Source organism: Trinickia sp. Y13 (genome assembly GCF_029522115.1).
Lineage (GTDB): Bacteria > Pseudomonadota > Gammaproteobacteria > Burkholderiales > Burkholderiaceae > Trinickia.
This window is the reverse complement of sequence record NZ_JAKWFK010000005.1, coordinates 50248-66267: the sequence shown is the minus strand read 5'-3', so window position 1 is coordinate 66267 and position 16020 is coordinate 50248. Positions and strand designations below refer to the sequence as shown.

Genomic DNA, 16020 nt, shown 5'->3' with positions numbered 1-16020 from the left:
GGCACGACTTCGAGATCGGCGCCGCCACGGGTTTAGCCTTATCGCATGCCGCCGCTGGCGACGATGTGTTCGCCCGTGAGCCACCTTGCATCGTCCGACGCGAGGAACACCACGGCCGACGCGATATCGTCCGGTTGCCCCACGCGGCCTAGCGGCGTCTGGCTAACCATGAACTGCTCCATGTCCGATCCGATCACGCCGGCGCTTCGCGTGCCCTCGGTCACGATCATGCCAGGGTTGATCGCATTCACGCGTATCTTCTTCGGGCCCAACTCGCGCGCGAGCACACCCGTGATCGCATCCACGGCGCCTTTCGTGCCGCTGTAGACAGCGCTCTCGGGCGGCGTAATGGTCGATGCGACGGAACTGACGTTGATGATGCTTGCGCCCTCCCCGAGATGCTTGACCGCGGCCTGAGTGGTGAGCAGCACGCCGAGCACGTTCGTATCGAATTGCTTGCGGTAGTGTGCTTCGGTGATCGCCTCGATCGGTGCGAACTCATAAACGCCGGAGTTGTTGACGAGGATGTCGAGGCGGCCATAGGTTTCGATCGCCGCATCGACGATACCTTGCGCATCGGCAGCCTTCGATACATCGCCACCGACGGCCACCGCATTGCCTCCGGCCGCCGTGATCGCGGATACGACGGCATCTGCCCCGGCCTTGCTGCTGGCGTAATTGACCACGACCGAAGCCCCTTCGGCCGCGAGCGCCTTCGCAATAGCGGCGCCGATGCCTTTGGACGCGCCCGTGACAACAGCTACCTTCCCTGTAAGCTTGCTCATCATGCTTCCCTTCGCGAAACTCGCCTTGTTGATCGGAACCGGCGCCGTGACTGACATGCAGTGCTCGGCCGGCAACCAGACGGAATATAGGAGTGGGCATGGCTGCGATAAAGCGGCCTAGGGCGAATTGACTAGTGGGATCGGGCGAATAATCTGGTGCATGGCAAGCCGAGCGCCATGCCCCGCCTGCATGCTCAGTCGAGCTTGAACCTTCCAACAGTCGACGCCAGCGCGTGCGCCTGCGTTTGCAACGCTGCCGAAGCGGCAGCCGATTCTTCCACCAGCGCCGCGTTCTGCTGCACCATCGCATCGAGGTGCATCACCGCACGATTGACCTCTTGAATCCCGCGCGTCTGCTCCGCCGTGGCACGCGCGATGCCCGAGATAACCGCTTGAACATCGACCGCATGGGCGACGATCTCTCCCATCGTTTCCCCGGCTCGACGCACTTGCGACGATCCCGCGCCAACGCGCGACACCGTCTCCTCCACGAGTTGCTTCACTTCACGCGCAGCCTGCGCACTTCGCTGCGCGAGGCTGCGGACCTCATGGGCGACCACCGCGAAGCCGCGGCCTTGCTCGCCCGCGCGTGCCGCTTCCACCGCCGCATTGAGCGCGAGAATGTTCGTCTGAAATGCAATGCCGTCGATGGTGCCGATGATCGCGCCGATCTTGCCCGAAGCCTCCTCGATCTGCCCCATCGTGCCGACCGCGTCGGACACGATCTCGCCACCGCGCGAAGCGATTTGCGTCGCCGCACCCGATCGCTCATCGGCTTGGTGCGTCGCTGCGGCCGATCGGTCCACGGTGCCCGAAATCTCGTCCATCGATGCAGCCGTCTGCTGCAAACTCGCCGCAGCCGATTCCGTCCGCGCCGACAAGTCCTGGTTCGCCGCCGCAATTTCATTGGCCGCGGCACGCACCGATTCGCTCGCACCGCGGATTTCCAGCATCACGCTTTGGAGTTTGCCCACGAACAGGTTGAACGCACGCGAGATGTCGGCAACTTCGTCGTTACCCTCGTCCGGCAGGCGCTGCGTCAAGTCTCCCTCGCCCGAGCCGATCTCCGTCATCGCTTCGCACACCTGCCTCAGACGGCGAAACGCTGTCGTGGTTATGGCGGCCCCTATGACGGATGCGATGCCCACGATAACGAGCAGAGAAACCAGCGACCCGGTAAGCAGCGAACGCATGCCTGTAGTGGCTTCGGACTCATCAAGCGCCACCACGACATCCCAATCGGTTCCCGGCACTTGCTGCGCGCGCATCAGCTTCGTCTTGCCGTCGACCGAGAGCTTCATCGGTGCGCTTCCGGGGCCGGCCGACGCTATGCTAACCCCGGCAAAATCGGCCGCAATGTCGGTGACCGGCTTAAGCCGAAGCTTGGGGTCCGCATGCGCAATGACGCGGCCGCTATGGTCGACCAGCATGCCGAAACTTGCCGGCGTCGGGTGAATCGACTTTACGTTCTCGACCACGCTGTCGAGCGGGATGTTGCCATCGAGCACGGCCTTCACCACACCATCACGGATCACCGGAATGCCCAGGCCAACCAGCAGCGCCCCGCTCGTGCTCACGTACGGAATCGCAACGGGTTTGCCCGATTGCACCGCGGCTTGATACCAGGGGCGGCTAGTGGGATCGTAGCTCGCAGGCGGGTTTGGCCAGTCGTTGAATTTCGCCGTCTTGTTCGGGTAGCCGACGCCGACGTCGAAAAATCCCCCTGCGACGGCGATCTGCTGCAGCATCGGCAGAGGGTCCGCCGTGAGCACGACGTCCTGCAGCGATGAAATCATCTGCGTCTTGCCCGCAATCCACTCGCTGATGACCGCTGCATGATCGTTGGCGGACGAGGTCAACTCATGTTCGATCGCAGCCTCCATGCTCGACTTCGCAATCGAATAGTCGGTTGCCGTGCTGGCAACGACGGAGAATACGACGAGGGCAACGCAGGCAAGCACGACGCGTGCGCGAAGGGACGATAGCATCGTATGGTCTGTGGTTCTTGTGATTGATCTTGTATTCGCGAGGGTGCATCCGCCGCGCGGCGCGCCAAAAAAGTGCCCGCAGACAGGGACTGCCCGCGGGCGAAGCTCACCGGAGGCGTGATTCTCGGATGCCGTACGGAGCCCGATCGCCGGACTCAGCTTGCTGAGTGCTAGATCGTAGTGGCAACCCGTCGGCTTGTGTCACTGTTTGCCGCACCCCGCACAGAAGAAAATGCTGTTCGTGGCCCGTGCTCGAATCGGCCATTGCGCCGGGCCCGTATCGCAGCCGGCAGCGGGCTGCCTGCGCTGCCCCGGCATCGCTCCTGCGCTTTGGCCTCGCCATTCACGCCACGGCGCCCGTGCCGCCGCCTACAACATGGCCTGACTGATGAGGCTGTACAGTCTGCAGAGCGGATCGGGCACACCCCTGTGCGTCGCAGCAGGCGCGTTGCGAACCATCTTCGAGCAGACGTCTACGCACTTCAATCCCTGACTGCCTAGCCAATCAGTCAAGCTTGTCCCCACGGGGACATCGATGCGAACGAAGTCGCCCTCCCGTCGGGTCAGCCAATAGCCGATCAACGCCCTTGCACGGGCATCGTCGCGCGAACGAATCGCGACCACGGGCCCGATCACATAGCCGCGGCCAAAGCGCCGCAGCACCGAGCACCCGACGATCTCGCCATTGCGTTCAAGCACGACGCTTTCGCCGCACTCGAGCAATGCGGATAACAACGCATCACGCTCCAAGCCGGAAGCGCGGCGGACCAGTTCGATAAGACGAGGGAAGTCCATAGCAGTGCCCGGACGCAGTTGCTCGCCGTCGAGCAGTGCGACAGAGAGGGGCTTGTCGACGTGTCCTTGATACTGTCCCAACGATCCGCACACGCTGAAACCCAACTTTTCATAGAGCGGTTGGCCGGCCGGGGTTGCATGGAGGAATGTGATACGTGGCCCCAACGCTTCCAGAACGGCCTCCATCAACGTGCGGCCGATCCCTCGGCCTTGGTGCTCGGATGACACGATGACGTGACCGAGAGAGGCTCGGTCGGCGCCGAACCTCCAATACAGCGCGGTACCAATGACGACGCCGTTTTCCTCGGCGACGAACCCTGTCGCCGTCTCGGCGGAAAACTGCCAGTCTTCCAGACGGTACGGCCAGCCAAGCGCCTTGGATAGGCCATGAGCCGCAGCGATGTCGGGCAGGGTAAACGCTCGATACCCGAGATCCGTCTTCGATGGCGGAATGTTCAAAACGCACGCCTCTTTCATCAAGCGATCCTTCCAAACGTTGCGCGCCAATCTTCCCGCGCCCGCGGCGCGCCCACCGCATCCCCCCAGTTCATGCGAGGAACTATAGAAACAAATGCGTTTCCGGTGCTTAATAGCCAAGAAACATCACGTTAAATTCATGTTAACGACGGCGCCGAACCGACGCCTTTTCAGCGAGTTCCGACCCGCCCCCTTTCGCGATAGCTTGACGCCGCCCGCGCGACAGTCCCGTCTCGCACCGCCATACCGCAACCACGCTCCCGGCGCTTACGCATTCAACGTGGCTTAACGCCCGATTTATCGGTCGTTAAGCACAAATTCTCGGTGCGCTTTTATAGTGGCCCATCCGAATGCGCGATGTGGGCACAGCGATGCCGATCGCGCGACGAATCGCCAGGAGCCAGAAATGAATTTGGAGTCATTGAATACGCCCGCTGCATTGATCGATATCGCGCGCATGAACCGCAACATCGAACGTATGCAGCAACGCATGAACACGCTCGGCGTGGGCTTCCGGCCGCACGTCAAGACAAGCAAATGCGTGCAGGTGGTCCAGGCGCAGATCGATGCGGGCGCGCGCGGCATCACGGTATCCACACTCAAGGAAGCGGAACAATTCTTCGCATGCGGCATCCGCGATATCGTCTACGCCGTCGGCATGGCCCCGAACAAACTGCCGCAGGCGCTGGCACTTCGCCGACAAGGCTGCGACTTGAAAATCGTCGCGGATAGCGTCGCCTGCGCCGAGGCCATCGTCGTTTTTGGCCGGGCCCACGAAGAACCGTTCGAAGTCTGGATCGAGGTCGACGTGGACGGCCATCGTTCAGGCATCGAACCCGAAGACGACACCCTCCTCGCTGTCGCAACGACGCTCGTCGACGGCGGCATGCAGCTTGGCGGTGTATTGGCGCATGCCGGCTCCAGCTATGACTACGATACGCACGAAGACCTCGTCCGTATCGCCGAGCAGGAACGCTCGCGCTGCGTGCACGCCGCCGAGCGCTTGCGGGCGGCGGGCCTGCGATGCGACGTCGTCAGTATCGGGTCGACGCCGACAGCGCTAGCCGCGGAACATTTGGAAGGCGTGACGGAAGTGCGTGCGGGCGTCTACGTCATGCTCGATCTCGTCATGCACAACGTGGGCGTCAACGACACGTCCGAGATCGCTTTGAGCGTCTTGACGACTGTCATCGGCCATCAGAAGGAGAAAGGCTGGGCCATCGTCGACGCGGGCTGGATGGCGATGAGCCGCGACCGCGGCACCCAGCGCCAGAAGCGCGACTTCGGCTACGGTCTCGTCTGCCTCGAAAACGGCGAGGTGTTGAGCGAATATCTGATGAGCGGTGCAAACCAAGAGCACGGCATCGTCTCCCGCTCAGGTGCGCCGGATCACGAGATCGAGCAGCGGTTTCCCATCGGGACGCGTCTACGGATCCTCCCCAATCATGCGTGCGCCACCGGGGCGCAGCACCCCGCTTATCAGGCTGTGAGCCCGGACGGCAGTGTCGCGACCTGGCCGCGCTTCTATGGCTGGTAAGGAACGCAAAATTCAAAGCCATGACAGGAGCATTGCGATGAGGTACGTCTCGACCCGCGGCGACAGCCGTGAGCAGCGGTTTTCGGAAGTGCTGTCGTAGCCGACCACGAGATCATTCGCAGTCCTACACGCACGAACGACGACAAGACGATTTTGCTATTTGTCGTCGATGTTGCATCGCGTCACTTCATGCCGCAGGATCTGCCGCGAATCCCCCTGAAAACAGGTGAAACGCGTTTTTTGCCCTCGTCAATTCGGTGTAGTAGCGAAGTCATTCCCGCTTAAATTTCATCTACCGACACTTCCATCGGCGCTTGCCCGAAGTGGTGTGCGGCAAGCCCTTGATTCAAGAGTCCCTTGGGATTCGTCACTCATCGAGACTGAAGACATGATCGACTTCGAGCCGAAATTCATCACATTCGATTGCTACGGCACCCTCGTCAACTTTCGCATGGCCGACATGGCGCGCGAAATCTACGGCAGCCGCCTCCACGGGCAAGAGATGGAACGTTTCGTCAAGCTGTTCGCCGCCTATCGTCGCGACGAAGTGCTCGGCGCCTGGAAGCCCTACCGCCAGGTCGTCCTGAGCGCCGTGCGCCGCACCTGTGAACGCACCGGCGTGCCCTTCATCGAAACCGAAGCAGAAAAGTTCTACCTGGCAGTGCCGACGTGGGGACCGCATCCGGACGTCCCCGAAGGCCTCTCGCGGCTTGCGAAGAAATACAAGCTCGTCGGCCTGACCAACGCGGACAACTCGCAGATTGCGAGCAACATCGAGAAGCTCGGGGCGCCGTTTCATGCGGTCATCACGGCCGAAGACGCCCAGGCCTATAAGCCACGCATGCAAGGCTTCGAATACATGTTCAAGAAGCTCGACGTGCAGCCTCACGAAATCCTGCACGTCTCGTCCAGCCCGCGCTACGACCTGATGACCGCGCACGATCTCGGCGTCGTGCACATGGCGCACGTGCTGCGCGGCCATGAACCGGAAGCGCCGCAATACGGTTATACGGCGGTCAAGAACATCGTCGAATTGGCCGAGCAGCTTGGCCTGTAAGCGATTTTCGCCTCCGTGACCGCCGAGTTCGACGGCGGCAAAAGATTCGCATCGCACGAAGCGGCAGGCCTATCGGACAGCCCTCGACAGGGGTTTCCGCCATTAAGCGGGGTTTAACGTCCGCTTGTTTGACGGTTAATCATTGGGAGAAGCTCGCGCCGCATAATTACATGCGAGCATCTTCTTCCGCGCAATTCATAGGAGCAAAAGTGACCGCAGCATTCGTATTGCACCGTGCCGAAGGTGCGCCTTTTTCGACCTCCTTGCGCAGGGGAGCTTTCGGTCAAAACGATCCCTTCGCGCGACATCGCGAGATCGCGTGGGAAGGACGGGACTCGATGGCCGCGGGCCGTGTCAGCTTCATCGGCGAGCTCGACGTAGCGCGTTTTCCCCACATCGAAACCATCGTCGTCATGGAAGGCTCGCTCACGTTGGAAGCGGCCGGCATGGCGCCGTTGGTGCTGGGCCCGGGAGAGGGTGCGGTGATCGGCAGCGGAACGGCGCTTCGCGTGAGGGCTGAATCCCGCTCGCTTTTCGTGTTCTGCGCCGCCGCTTGCCAGAGGCCGACGAAGACAGGCCTCGTGCCGCTGCGCGCGGAAGCCGACTTCAAGCCGTCGGCAACGCTGCCGGCGGAGGCGCTGCTGGGCCCGGCCCCTGAATGCCGCAGCGACAACGTGTTCACCGATGACGACGCGCAGTACAAAGCGGGGACGTGGGATTCGACGCCGTACCATCGGATCGTTCGCCCGCATCGCGTCAACGAGTTCATGTATCTCCTGGCCGGCGACGTGCGGTTCGCCGCGCCCGACGGCAGCGTGCTTTCGCTCAGCGCCGGCGACGCGCTCTTCGTGCCCGTGGGTGCTTCGATCGGATGGGAGAGCAGCGAACGCGTGGCGAAGTTTTACGTGACGCAAACCGTCCAGGCTGCAATCGAACGAGATTGATCATGTCCCCTCCGTTGACTCAGATACAAACGTCGCCCACGCTGCCCACTGCCGCCGATGTGGTCGTGATCGGCGGCGGCATCATCGGCGTCTTTACCGCCTACTATCTCGCTCAGCGCGGCGTTTCGGTCGCCCTGGTCGAGAAGGGAAGAATCGGCGCCGAGCAGTCGAGCCGCAATTGGGGCTGGTGCCGGCAGCAAAACCGCGACGAGCGCGAATTGCCGATAGCAAGCAAAAGCCTCGATCTGTGGGAACGATTCGCCGTCGAATCCGGCGAGGACACGGGTTTTCATCGCTGCGGGCTGTTGTATCTGAGCAATGACGACGCAGAGTTGGCCCGTTGGGCCAGCTGGAGTGAGTTTGCGAAGACCGCGGGCGTGACCACCCACATGCTCGACAGCAAGCACGCCGGCGAGCGCGGGAAAGCAACTGGCCGGGCATGGAAAGGCGGCGTCTTCTCGCCCTGCGACGGCACGGCGGACCCCGCGAAAGCCGCCCCCGCCGTGGCAACCGCGGTCATGAAGCTCGGGGGCAGCGTGACGCAGCACTGCGCGGCGCGGGGCATCGAGTTGGAGGGCGGGCGAGTCTGCGGCGTGGTCACGGAAGCCGGGGTCATCAAGACGCGCATCGTCGTGCTCGCTGGCGGCGCGTGGGCATCCGCATTCTGCCGCCAGCTCGGCATCCGCTTTCCCCAGGCATCGATCCGCCAATCCATTCTTAGCGTGTCGCCTGTCGAGCATCGCTTGCCGGATGCGATGTTCACCTCCGGCGTATCGATCACCCGCCGCAGCGACGGACGCTATGCACTCGCGATCAGCGGACGGGCGCGCGTGGATGTCACGCCGCAGTTCCTACGATTCTCCCCGCAATTCCTGCCCATGTTCGCCAAGCGTTGGCGCAGCCTTCTTCCGGGCGGCCTCGAAGGCGTCCGTGGCGGTCACGAGACGCTCAAGCGGTGGCGGCTCGATGCGCCCACACCCATGGAGCGCGTGCGTATCTTGGATCCGAAGCCCGATCTGCCTACCGTGAAGGAAACCCACCGACGTGCCATCGAACTGCTGCCCGAACTTCGCGAAGCGAAGATCACCCACGCGTGGGCAGGCTTCGTCGATAGCACGCCCGACGGCGTGCCGGGTATTGGCGAGGTGCCGGGCGTGCCGGGATTGATCTTGGCTGCGGGCTTTTCCGGTCACGGATTCGGCATCGGGCCCGGCGCCGGACACTTGATCGCGGATTTGGTCAGCGGCGCGACGCCGATCGTCGACCCTAGACCCTATCGGCCTGGCCGATTCGCCCACTCGGCATGGGGCAAGGTCGCTGACTTTTAGAAAGACGGGAGAGCGCTGCTCCTGCAGCAAGCGCCCTCCGGCCAAGAAGTCACGCGGCGCTTTGCACAGGCCACGGATTACGCGGCCTACGCAGATTACGCGGTTTCGAAATAACGCTGCGCCAAAGCCACCCAATACCGCACGCCGGCCGGAATGATGTCGTCGTTGAAATCGTATTGCGGATGATGCAGCGCGGGCGCTGCGGTTCCCACCGGAGCGTTGCCGATGAGGACATAAGCGCCGGGCCGCTCCTCCAACATGAAGCCGAAGTCTTCGGATGTCATGTTCGGCGCGATGCCGCTGTGCAGGCGCTCATCGCCGAATGTCTCGCGAACGACCGCTTCGCACAACGCGGTCTCGGACGGCGTATTGATCGTCGCGGGATAGTACTGAAAAAACGTGACTTCGACTTGCGCGCCATATGCGCCAGCCAGCCCTTCGCACATCGTTTGAATGTCGCGCTGCAATTTCTGTTGCAAGGCCGTCGACAACGTGCGAATCGTTCCGCGCAATTGTGCGCTATCGGGAATGACGTTGTCGGTATCGCCCGCATGGAACATGCAGACGGAGACGACGGCGGGATCGACGGGATCTTTGTGCCGCGCCGCAATGGTTTGACACTGAAGCACCATCGAACACGCGAGCGGTATCGGATCGAGGCCAAGATGCGGTTGCGCCGCATGCGCGCCCTTGCCTGTGACCGTGATTCTGAATCGGGAGCCCGCGGCCATGATGGGGCCGGTGCGCAAACCGAAATGCCCGGCAGGCAAACCGGGCCAGTTGTGCATGCCGAATACCGCTTCCGTCGGATATTGCTCGAACAACCCGTCATCGATCATCTTGCGCGCGCCCGCGCCCCCCTCCTCGCCGGGCTGAAACACGAAATGCACCGTGCCGGGCAGCTGCGGCAATGCCTTTAGCACGCGCGCGGCGCCCAGCAACATCACCGTATGACCGTCGTGCCCGCACGCATGCATGATCCCGTCGGTGCATGATGCGTGCGCGAAGTCGTTGGCCTCGTGAATCGGCAATGCATCCAAATCCGCGCGCAGCACGATGCCACGGTCCGGGTTCGCGCCCGGCAGGCTAGCGACGACGCCCGTTCCGCCCAGGCCACGCGAAACCTCGTAGCCAAGCGTCTCGAGCTCGTGTGCGACGACGTCCGCCGTCCTATGTTCTTCAAACCGTAATTCCGGATGCGCGTGCAGGTCACATCGCAACTTCGCCCAGTGCGCATGATGCGTTCTCAACAACGTTTCGGCGATTCCGGCGGTATCCAATCTGATTCCCTTTACCAAATACAAATAAAATAGCATCGAATTTTGAGCGTTATCACGTCAGGCGTGGCGACCGCTTCAATCGTAGAACCCGAGGATCGATTTGACCTCCATGTACTCTTCCATGCCTTCGATCCCGTACTCGCGGCCGTTGCCCGACTGCTTGTATCCGCCGAACGGAGCCTGCGGATCCCATGCCGGGTAGTTCAGATGCACCTGGCCGGACTGAATTTGCGCGGCGACCGCGCGCACGAGCGCCTTATCCGTGCCTTGAACATGCGCACCCAGCCCGTACACCGTGTCGTTCGCGATAGCGATCGCTTCTTCGACCGACTCGTAGGGCAGGATGGCGAGAACCGGCCCAAAGATCTCTTCCTGGGCGATCGCCATTTCGGTGCGAACGTCGGAAAAGATGGTGGGACGCGCATAGAAACCCCTGCTGAGTCCCTCGGGCCGTCCGGGCCCACCCACGATCAATTTGGCCCGCTCGTCGATGCCGGCCTCGATCATCGTCTGCACTCTGCCGAACTGCGCGCGATTGGCCAGGGGGCCATGCGTCGTGGCATCGGCAAACGGATCGCCGACGATCATCTGCTCCGTCGCCGAGACGGCCAACGCTTCCACCTGCCCCAGCGCGGCGCGCGGCACGATCAATCGCGTCGGCGCGCTGCACGACTGGCCCATATTTCGGAATGCGGCAGCCACGCCTAGCGAGATGGCGCGCGGCAGATCGGCGTCGGGCAATACGACGTTCGGCGATTTGCCGCCAAGCTCCTGCGCGACCCGCTTGACCGTCGGCGCGGCCGCTTGTGCAACCAGCACGCCGGCCCGCGTCGACCCGGTGATCGACACCATATCGACCTGCGGGTGTGACGCCAGCAAGGTTCCGACTTGCGCGCCGGTGCCCATCACCAAGTTGAATACGCCCGGCGGGACGCCGGCGTCCTCGATGACTTCGGCAAACAGCAATGCGCTGAGCGGCGACAGTTCACTGGGTTTGAGGACGACCGTGCAGCCTGCCGCAAGCGCGGGGCCGACCTTCGCGGTGATCTGATAGATGGGCCAATTCCACGGCGTGATCAGCGCGCACACGCCGATCGGCTCGCGAACGACCGCAGTCGTACCGCGCTGAACGCGGAACGGGTAGCTGGCAAGATTGTCGCGCGCAACGCGGATATGTTCGGCCGCGAGCGGCACGTGCGCAGCGCGCGCATAGCTGATCGGCGCGCCCATTTCCGTCGTCAACGCCATGGCGAACAACTCGGCGCGCTCGAGCATCAAGGCATGCACGCGGTCGAGCAGCGCGGCCCGCTCTTGCGGCGGAGTCGCCGACCACCCTGCAAACGCTTTGCGCGCCGCGCGCACCGCCTGGTCGGCATCGTGCTCGTTTCCCAGCACAATGTCACAAACCGCGTCTTCCGTGGACGGAGAGACGACGGCGATTCGATCAGTGCCTTCGGGGGCCACCCATTGACCGCCGATAAAAAACCGATGCAGCCGTCCAGCTTGCATTAGATGACGAACAGGTGAACTCATTGCAGTATGTCCTTAAGTCGGTACCATGCGCCGACGAACGGCAAAAACCACGGCTTGCCGAAATGCCCCGGAATAGCGGGCCAATTGAAGTCCTTCCATGGATTGAGATCGGCGCGTCCGTCCATGATCTCCGCCATTAGCGTGCCCATCAGTGTGGCCATGTGCGTGCCGTGCCCGCTATAGCCCATCGAGTAGTACACACCGTCTCGCTCGCCCGCGCGCGGCAGGCGATTGGCGGTCATGTCGACCATGCCGCCCCAGCAATAGTCGATGCGCACGTCGGCCAATTCGGGAAACACGGAGATCATCTGCTGCCGCAAGATCATCCCGCTTTTTTCGTCCGAGCGGGGGTTCGACGTCGCGAAACGCGCGCGACCACCGAACAGTATCCGGTTATCGGGCGTGACACGGAAGAAGTTGACAAAGTTTTTCGTATCGGTGGCGTTCCGGCGCGTGGGCAGCAGCCTATCGAGCCGTTCCGTCGGCAACGGTTCGGTGACGATGATGAAAGCGCCCACCGGCACGATTCTGCGCCGAATCCAGCCGAACGGTCCCACCTGCGAGATGCCGCTGGCCAACAGCACTTGCGAAGCGCGGATCTCTCCACGCGGAGTTCGGGCCACATAGGCGCCGCCGGATTCTCGCTGCAAACCCACAACCGGCGCATGCTCAAAAATGTGCGCGCCGCGCGCCTGCGCGGCCGTCGCGAGTCCTCGGACATAGCGACCGACATGCAGCGCGGCGCTCTTCTCGTAGATCAACCCGCCGTGATAACGGTCCGAGCCGATCTCGTCGCGAAGCTCGGCCTTCGTCACGAGACGCGTATCGGGATCCACGCTTTTTGCAAGCAACGCCTGACTTCGCGCGAGCTTGTCGAAATGCTCTGGCTTCGCCGCGAGCTTGAGCTTGCCTCTGCGGGCGAAATCGCAATCGATCGACTCTTCCTTGACCAGCCGCTCGACCGTGTCGACCCCCGCGTCGAACGCGAGATACAACCGGTTGGCCAATTCCACGCCGATCCGCTGGGAGAGCGACGCATAATCCTGAGCGAAGCCGTTATTGCAGTGGCCCCCATTGCGGCCCGACGCCGCCTGGCCCACGGCGCCCGCTTCGCAGAGCACGACGCGAGCGCCTTTCTTGGCGAGCGCCAATGCCGCCGCCGAGCCGGTGATCCCGCCGCCCACCACGAGCACATCGCAGCGTGCGCCATCGAGATCGGGCGCGTTGCCGACAAATGGCTCGGACGTATCGAGCCAGTAAGAACTGAAACGCATGACACACTCCAAAGCGGGCACACCGGTCGCAACAATCGCCACAGTTGCTCCGCATCGATTCGATCGGCCCGACTACACCAATGCCACCGCTTCGACTTCAATCTTCAGACCAAAATGCAGCGCCGGCACCGGGACTATGGCGCGAGCGGGTCTCGCCTCGCCCGCCCACCGCGCGTAAATCTCGTTGAACGCTGCCCAATACCCGATATCGACGATATAGACACGAACCTGCGCCAGTTTCGCGATGTGGGTGCCCGCACCGGCCAGCGCCGAAGCGAGATTGGCCAACACCTGCTCGGCCTGGGCTTCGAACGGTTTGTCCGTGAGTTTGCGTCCCGTCGAGTCGATCGGCAGTTGCCCCGACACGAAAACCATCCCGTTCGCAATCGAGACGTGACTGTAGTGGCCGCCAGGCGTTGCGAGCCCCGCTGGATTGATCGTCCGCGGGCACGGCTCGCTATGTTCAGTTTTATCCATGTGGACCACTCATAGGGTAAGGAATTTGCCGATCGCTGCCTGGGCAAAGTCGGCAAGCTGCCGCCTTTGCGGCCAACGTACGGCGTCAAGCGCGTGAGCCACTATAGGAAAAAATATTTTTCCCGTGTTTAATATTCGATGAATTCATCGTTAACGGGTGCTTAATGCTTCAACTGGAAGACATGCAACTGCTCCGCGCGCTCGGTGCATCGCAATCGCTTGCCGCGGCCGCGAGGCTGCTGGATCTAACGCCGCCCGCGGTCACGGTGCGGCTTCAGCGCATCGAGGAGCGCATGGGGGTGCGCCTTGCCACGCGTGCGGCGCGGGGGATTTCCCTCACGGACGAGGGCCAGCGCCTCGTTCAGGAAGCCATCGACATTCTAGAGCGGATCGAGTCGATTCCTTCCCGTATTTCCGGAGAGGCGAGCGGCGTGAGCGGGCATCTGCGCGTCGTGGCGCCGTTCGGGTTCGGTCGCGAATATATCGCGCCGCTGGTTCGCGACCTATATCGCTCGCACCCGAACCTCGCGATTTCGCTCATCTTGGTCGAAAGCCCGCTCGCTGCCGCGGCAGGTGCGGACGTCGTCATTTCCATCGGCCACATCAAAGGGTCGTCGTGGGTCGGGCATTATTTGGCCCCGAACGACCGCTTCTTGTGTGCGAGCCCCGCCTTCGCGCGCACCCTGTCGAAGCTCAAGCATCCTTCCGAACTCAGCCTGCACGCCTACCTGACCTTGCGGGAGAACGATGAAGACGTGACCCGTCTGCGTTTCACTCAACACGATGCCGCGGGCAAACGGATCAGCAAAGCCGTCACGGTTCGGTTGAACAGCGCGTTGTCTTCGAACGATGGCACCGTTGTGAGGGACTGGGCGATGGACGGCCTGGGCGTCGTCGCGCGCTCGGAATGGGATTGCGCGCGGCTGATCGCGGAGGGAAAGCTCAAGCGCGTGTTGCAGGCATGGCGGCTCGAACCCGCGCCGGTCATCGCCCTCACGCCCACGCGTCAGGGCCTGACGATTCGTCAGCGCGTATTTTTGGAAGCCGCGAAACAAGCCTTGGACCCCGCGCCCTGGCGAAAATGATTTTTTGATTGATAACTAAAAAACATCAATCGTTCGAAACATTGCACTTATCGTTTTACCGGCTGCGGGCGAACATTCCTGAAACGACGAAGAGCGGCTCCCCGCATTTTCTCGGGATTTCAGGAGACACATCGATGCACCCCGCCCCCTCTACCGCTTCGTCCGCGCGCTCGAAGGCCGCAACGGTCTTTCGCGTCACAGCCGGGAATTTCCTGGAGCAGTTCGATTTCTTTCTGTTCGGATTCTATGCGACCCAAATCGCCCACGTCTTTTTCCCGGCGGGAAGCGATTTCGCGGCGTTGATGATGACGTTCGCCGTCTTTGGCGCCGGTTTCCTGATGCGCCCGCTCGGCGCGATCGTGCTCGGCGCGTACATCGACGACGTCGGCCGCCGCAAAGGTCTCATCGTCACGCTCTCCATCATGGCGAGCGGCACCGTCCTGATCGCGTTCGTGCCGGGTTACGCCACGATCGGCCTTCTGGCGCCCGCGCTCGTGCTGATCGGCCGGCTTCTGCAGGGCTTCTCAGCGGGAGCGGAGCTCGGCGGCGTGTCGGTGTATCTTGCCGAAATGGCCACGCCCGGCCGCAAAGGTTTCTTCACGAGCTGGCAATCGGCAAGCCAGCAGATTTCGATCGTCGTGGCCGCAGCCCTCGGCTTTGCGCTGAATCGATCGCTGGACGCAGCGGCCATCGCGGCGTGGGGATGGCGGGTGCCCTTCTTCGTCGGCTGCATGATCGTGCCGATCATCTTCGTGCTGCGACGCAATCTGCAGGAAACGCAGGAGTTCAACGCGCGCACGCACCGGCCGAGCATGAATGAAGTGTTCCGGACGCTGGTGGAGAACTGGGCAGTCGTGATCGCCGGAATGATGCTAGTGGCGATGACCACCGCGAGCTTCTATCTCATCACGGTCTATGCGCCGACGTTCGGCAAGACGGTTCTGCACTTGAGCACCGCCGATAGCTTGCTCGTCACGCTCTGTGTCGCGGTGTCGAACTTCGTATGGCTCCCGATCGGCGGCGCCCTCTCCGACAAGATCGGCCGCCGGCCGCTGCTCGTCGCCATGACGCTGCTCAACATTGCCACGGCATACCCGGCGCTGTCGCTGCTCGCTCATGCGCCGAGCTTCGTCAACATGCTGCTGGTCCTGCTTTGGCTATCGTTCATGTACGGCGTCTATAACGGCGCGATGATCGTTGCGCTGGCGGAAGTGATGCCGGCACAGGTGCGCGTGGCGGGCTTCTCGCTCGCCTACAGCCTCGCGACGGCCGTATTCGGCGGCTTCACGCCGGCGATCTCGACGGCGCTCATTCACATGACGGGCGACAAAGCCGCACCCGGCTACTGGATGAGCTTCGCCGCGGCTTGCGCGCTTGCCTCCACGTTCGCACTCTATCGCCGCCGCGCGGCAACGCTGACACCGGCGCATTGAGCGGCATCTTGTTCGGCCTAAATCCGA

Annotated in this window: 13 protein-coding genes; 6 read left to right on the top strand and 7 right to left on the bottom strand. The window is 62.6% G+C overall.

Features of this window, described 5'->3' with window-relative positions; genetic code table 11:
• Positions 1-38: 38 nt before the first annotated feature.
• The 3 genes from MMB74_RS11130 to MMB74_RS11120 form a co-directional block, all read right to left on the bottom strand.
• Positions 39-785, bottom strand: coding sequence for a glucose 1-dehydrogenase (locus MMB74_RS11130; RefSeq protein ID WP_277428977.1), 747 nt, complete (start codon positions 783-785; stop codon positions 39-41).
• 194 nt (positions 786-979) lie between these two features.
• Positions 980-2773, bottom strand: coding sequence for a methyl-accepting chemotaxis protein (locus tag MMB74_RS11125; RefSeq protein ID WP_277428692.1), 1794 nt, complete (start codon positions 2771-2773; stop codon positions 980-982).
• 369 nt (positions 2774-3142) lie between these two features.
• Positions 3143-4045 carry a GNAT family N-acetyltransferase gene (locus tag MMB74_RS11120; RefSeq protein WP_277428691.1) on the bottom strand — a complete coding sequence of 301 codons (903 nt, stop codon included), beginning with the start codon at positions 4043-4045 and terminating at the stop codon, positions 3143-3145.
• Positions 4046-4451: 406 nt separating this feature from the next.
• Here MMB74_RS11120 and MMB74_RS11115 point away from each other — a divergent pair, with 406 nt between their 5' ends.
• The 4 genes from MMB74_RS11115 (at position 4452) to MMB74_RS11100 (ending at position 8911) form a co-directional block, all read left to right on the top strand.
• Complete coding sequence (locus MMB74_RS11115; protein ID WP_277428690.1) at positions 4452-5582, top strand: DSD1 family PLP-dependent enzyme; 1131 nt, start codon at positions 4452-4454, stop codon at positions 5580-5582.
• A 388-nt stretch (positions 5583-5970) separates the two neighbouring features.
• A complete protein-coding gene (locus tag MMB74_RS11110) occupies positions 5971-6639 on the top strand; it encodes a haloacid dehalogenase type II (protein ID WP_277428689.1) in 669 nt (222 codons plus the stop codon).
• Positions 6640-6848: 209 nt separating this feature from the next.
• The gene (locus MMB74_RS11105) at positions 6849-7583 is read left to right on the top strand and encodes a cupin domain-containing protein (protein ID WP_277428688.1); all 735 of its coding nucleotides are present in this window, start codon (positions 6849-6851) and stop codon (positions 7581-7583) included.
• Between the two features lie 2 nt (positions 7584-7585).
• Complete coding sequence (locus MMB74_RS11100; RefSeq protein ID WP_277428687.1) at positions 7586-8911, top strand: FAD-binding oxidoreductase; 1326 nt, start codon at positions 7586-7588, stop codon at positions 8909-8911.
• Between the two features lie 95 nt (positions 8912-9006).
• On the opposite strand, the gene MMB74_RS11095 is transcribed toward MMB74_RS11100, so the two are convergent.
• The 4 genes from MMB74_RS11095 to MMB74_RS11080 all read right to left on the bottom strand — a co-directional run bounded on the left by MMB74_RS11095 (position 9007) and on the right by MMB74_RS11080 (position 13475).
• On the bottom strand, positions 9007-10191 hold the full coding sequence (locus MMB74_RS11095) for a M20 aminoacylase family protein (RefSeq protein WP_277428686.1): 1185 nt from the start codon (positions 10189-10191) through the stop codon (positions 9007-9009).
• Between the two features lie 75 nt (positions 10192-10266).
• The gene (locus MMB74_RS11090; protein WP_277428685.1) at positions 10267-11724 is read right to left on the bottom strand and encodes an aldehyde dehydrogenase family protein; all 1458 of its coding nucleotides are present in this window, start codon (positions 11722-11724) and stop codon (positions 10267-10269) included.
• Positions 11721-12998 (bottom strand): FAD-binding oxidoreductase, encoded by a 1278-nt coding sequence (locus tag MMB74_RS11085; RefSeq protein WP_277428684.1) that lies wholly within the window; start codon positions 12996-12998, stop codon positions 11721-11723. The genes MMB74_RS11090 and MMB74_RS11085 overlap by 4 nt, the downstream gene beginning before the upstream one ends.
• Positions 12999-13070: 72 nt before the next feature.
• Positions 13071-13475, bottom strand: a complete 405-nt coding sequence (locus MMB74_RS11080) for a RidA family protein (RefSeq protein WP_277428683.1) — start codon at positions 13473-13475, stop codon at positions 13071-13073.
• Positions 13476-13639: 164 nt separating this feature from the next.
• Here MMB74_RS11080 and MMB74_RS11075 point away from each other — a divergent pair, with 164 nt between their 5' ends.
• Both MMB74_RS11075 and MMB74_RS11070 read left to right on the top strand, forming a co-directional pair.
• Positions 13640-14560, top strand: coding sequence for a LysR substrate-binding domain-containing protein (locus MMB74_RS11075; RefSeq protein WP_277428682.1), 921 nt, complete (start codon positions 13640-13642; stop codon positions 14558-14560).
• 134 nt (positions 14561-14694) lie between these two features.
• Complete coding sequence (locus MMB74_RS11070) at positions 14695-15993, top strand: MFS transporter (protein WP_277428681.1); 1299 nt, start codon at positions 14695-14697, stop codon at positions 15991-15993.
• The last annotated feature ends 27 nt before the right edge of the window (positions 15994-16020 follow it).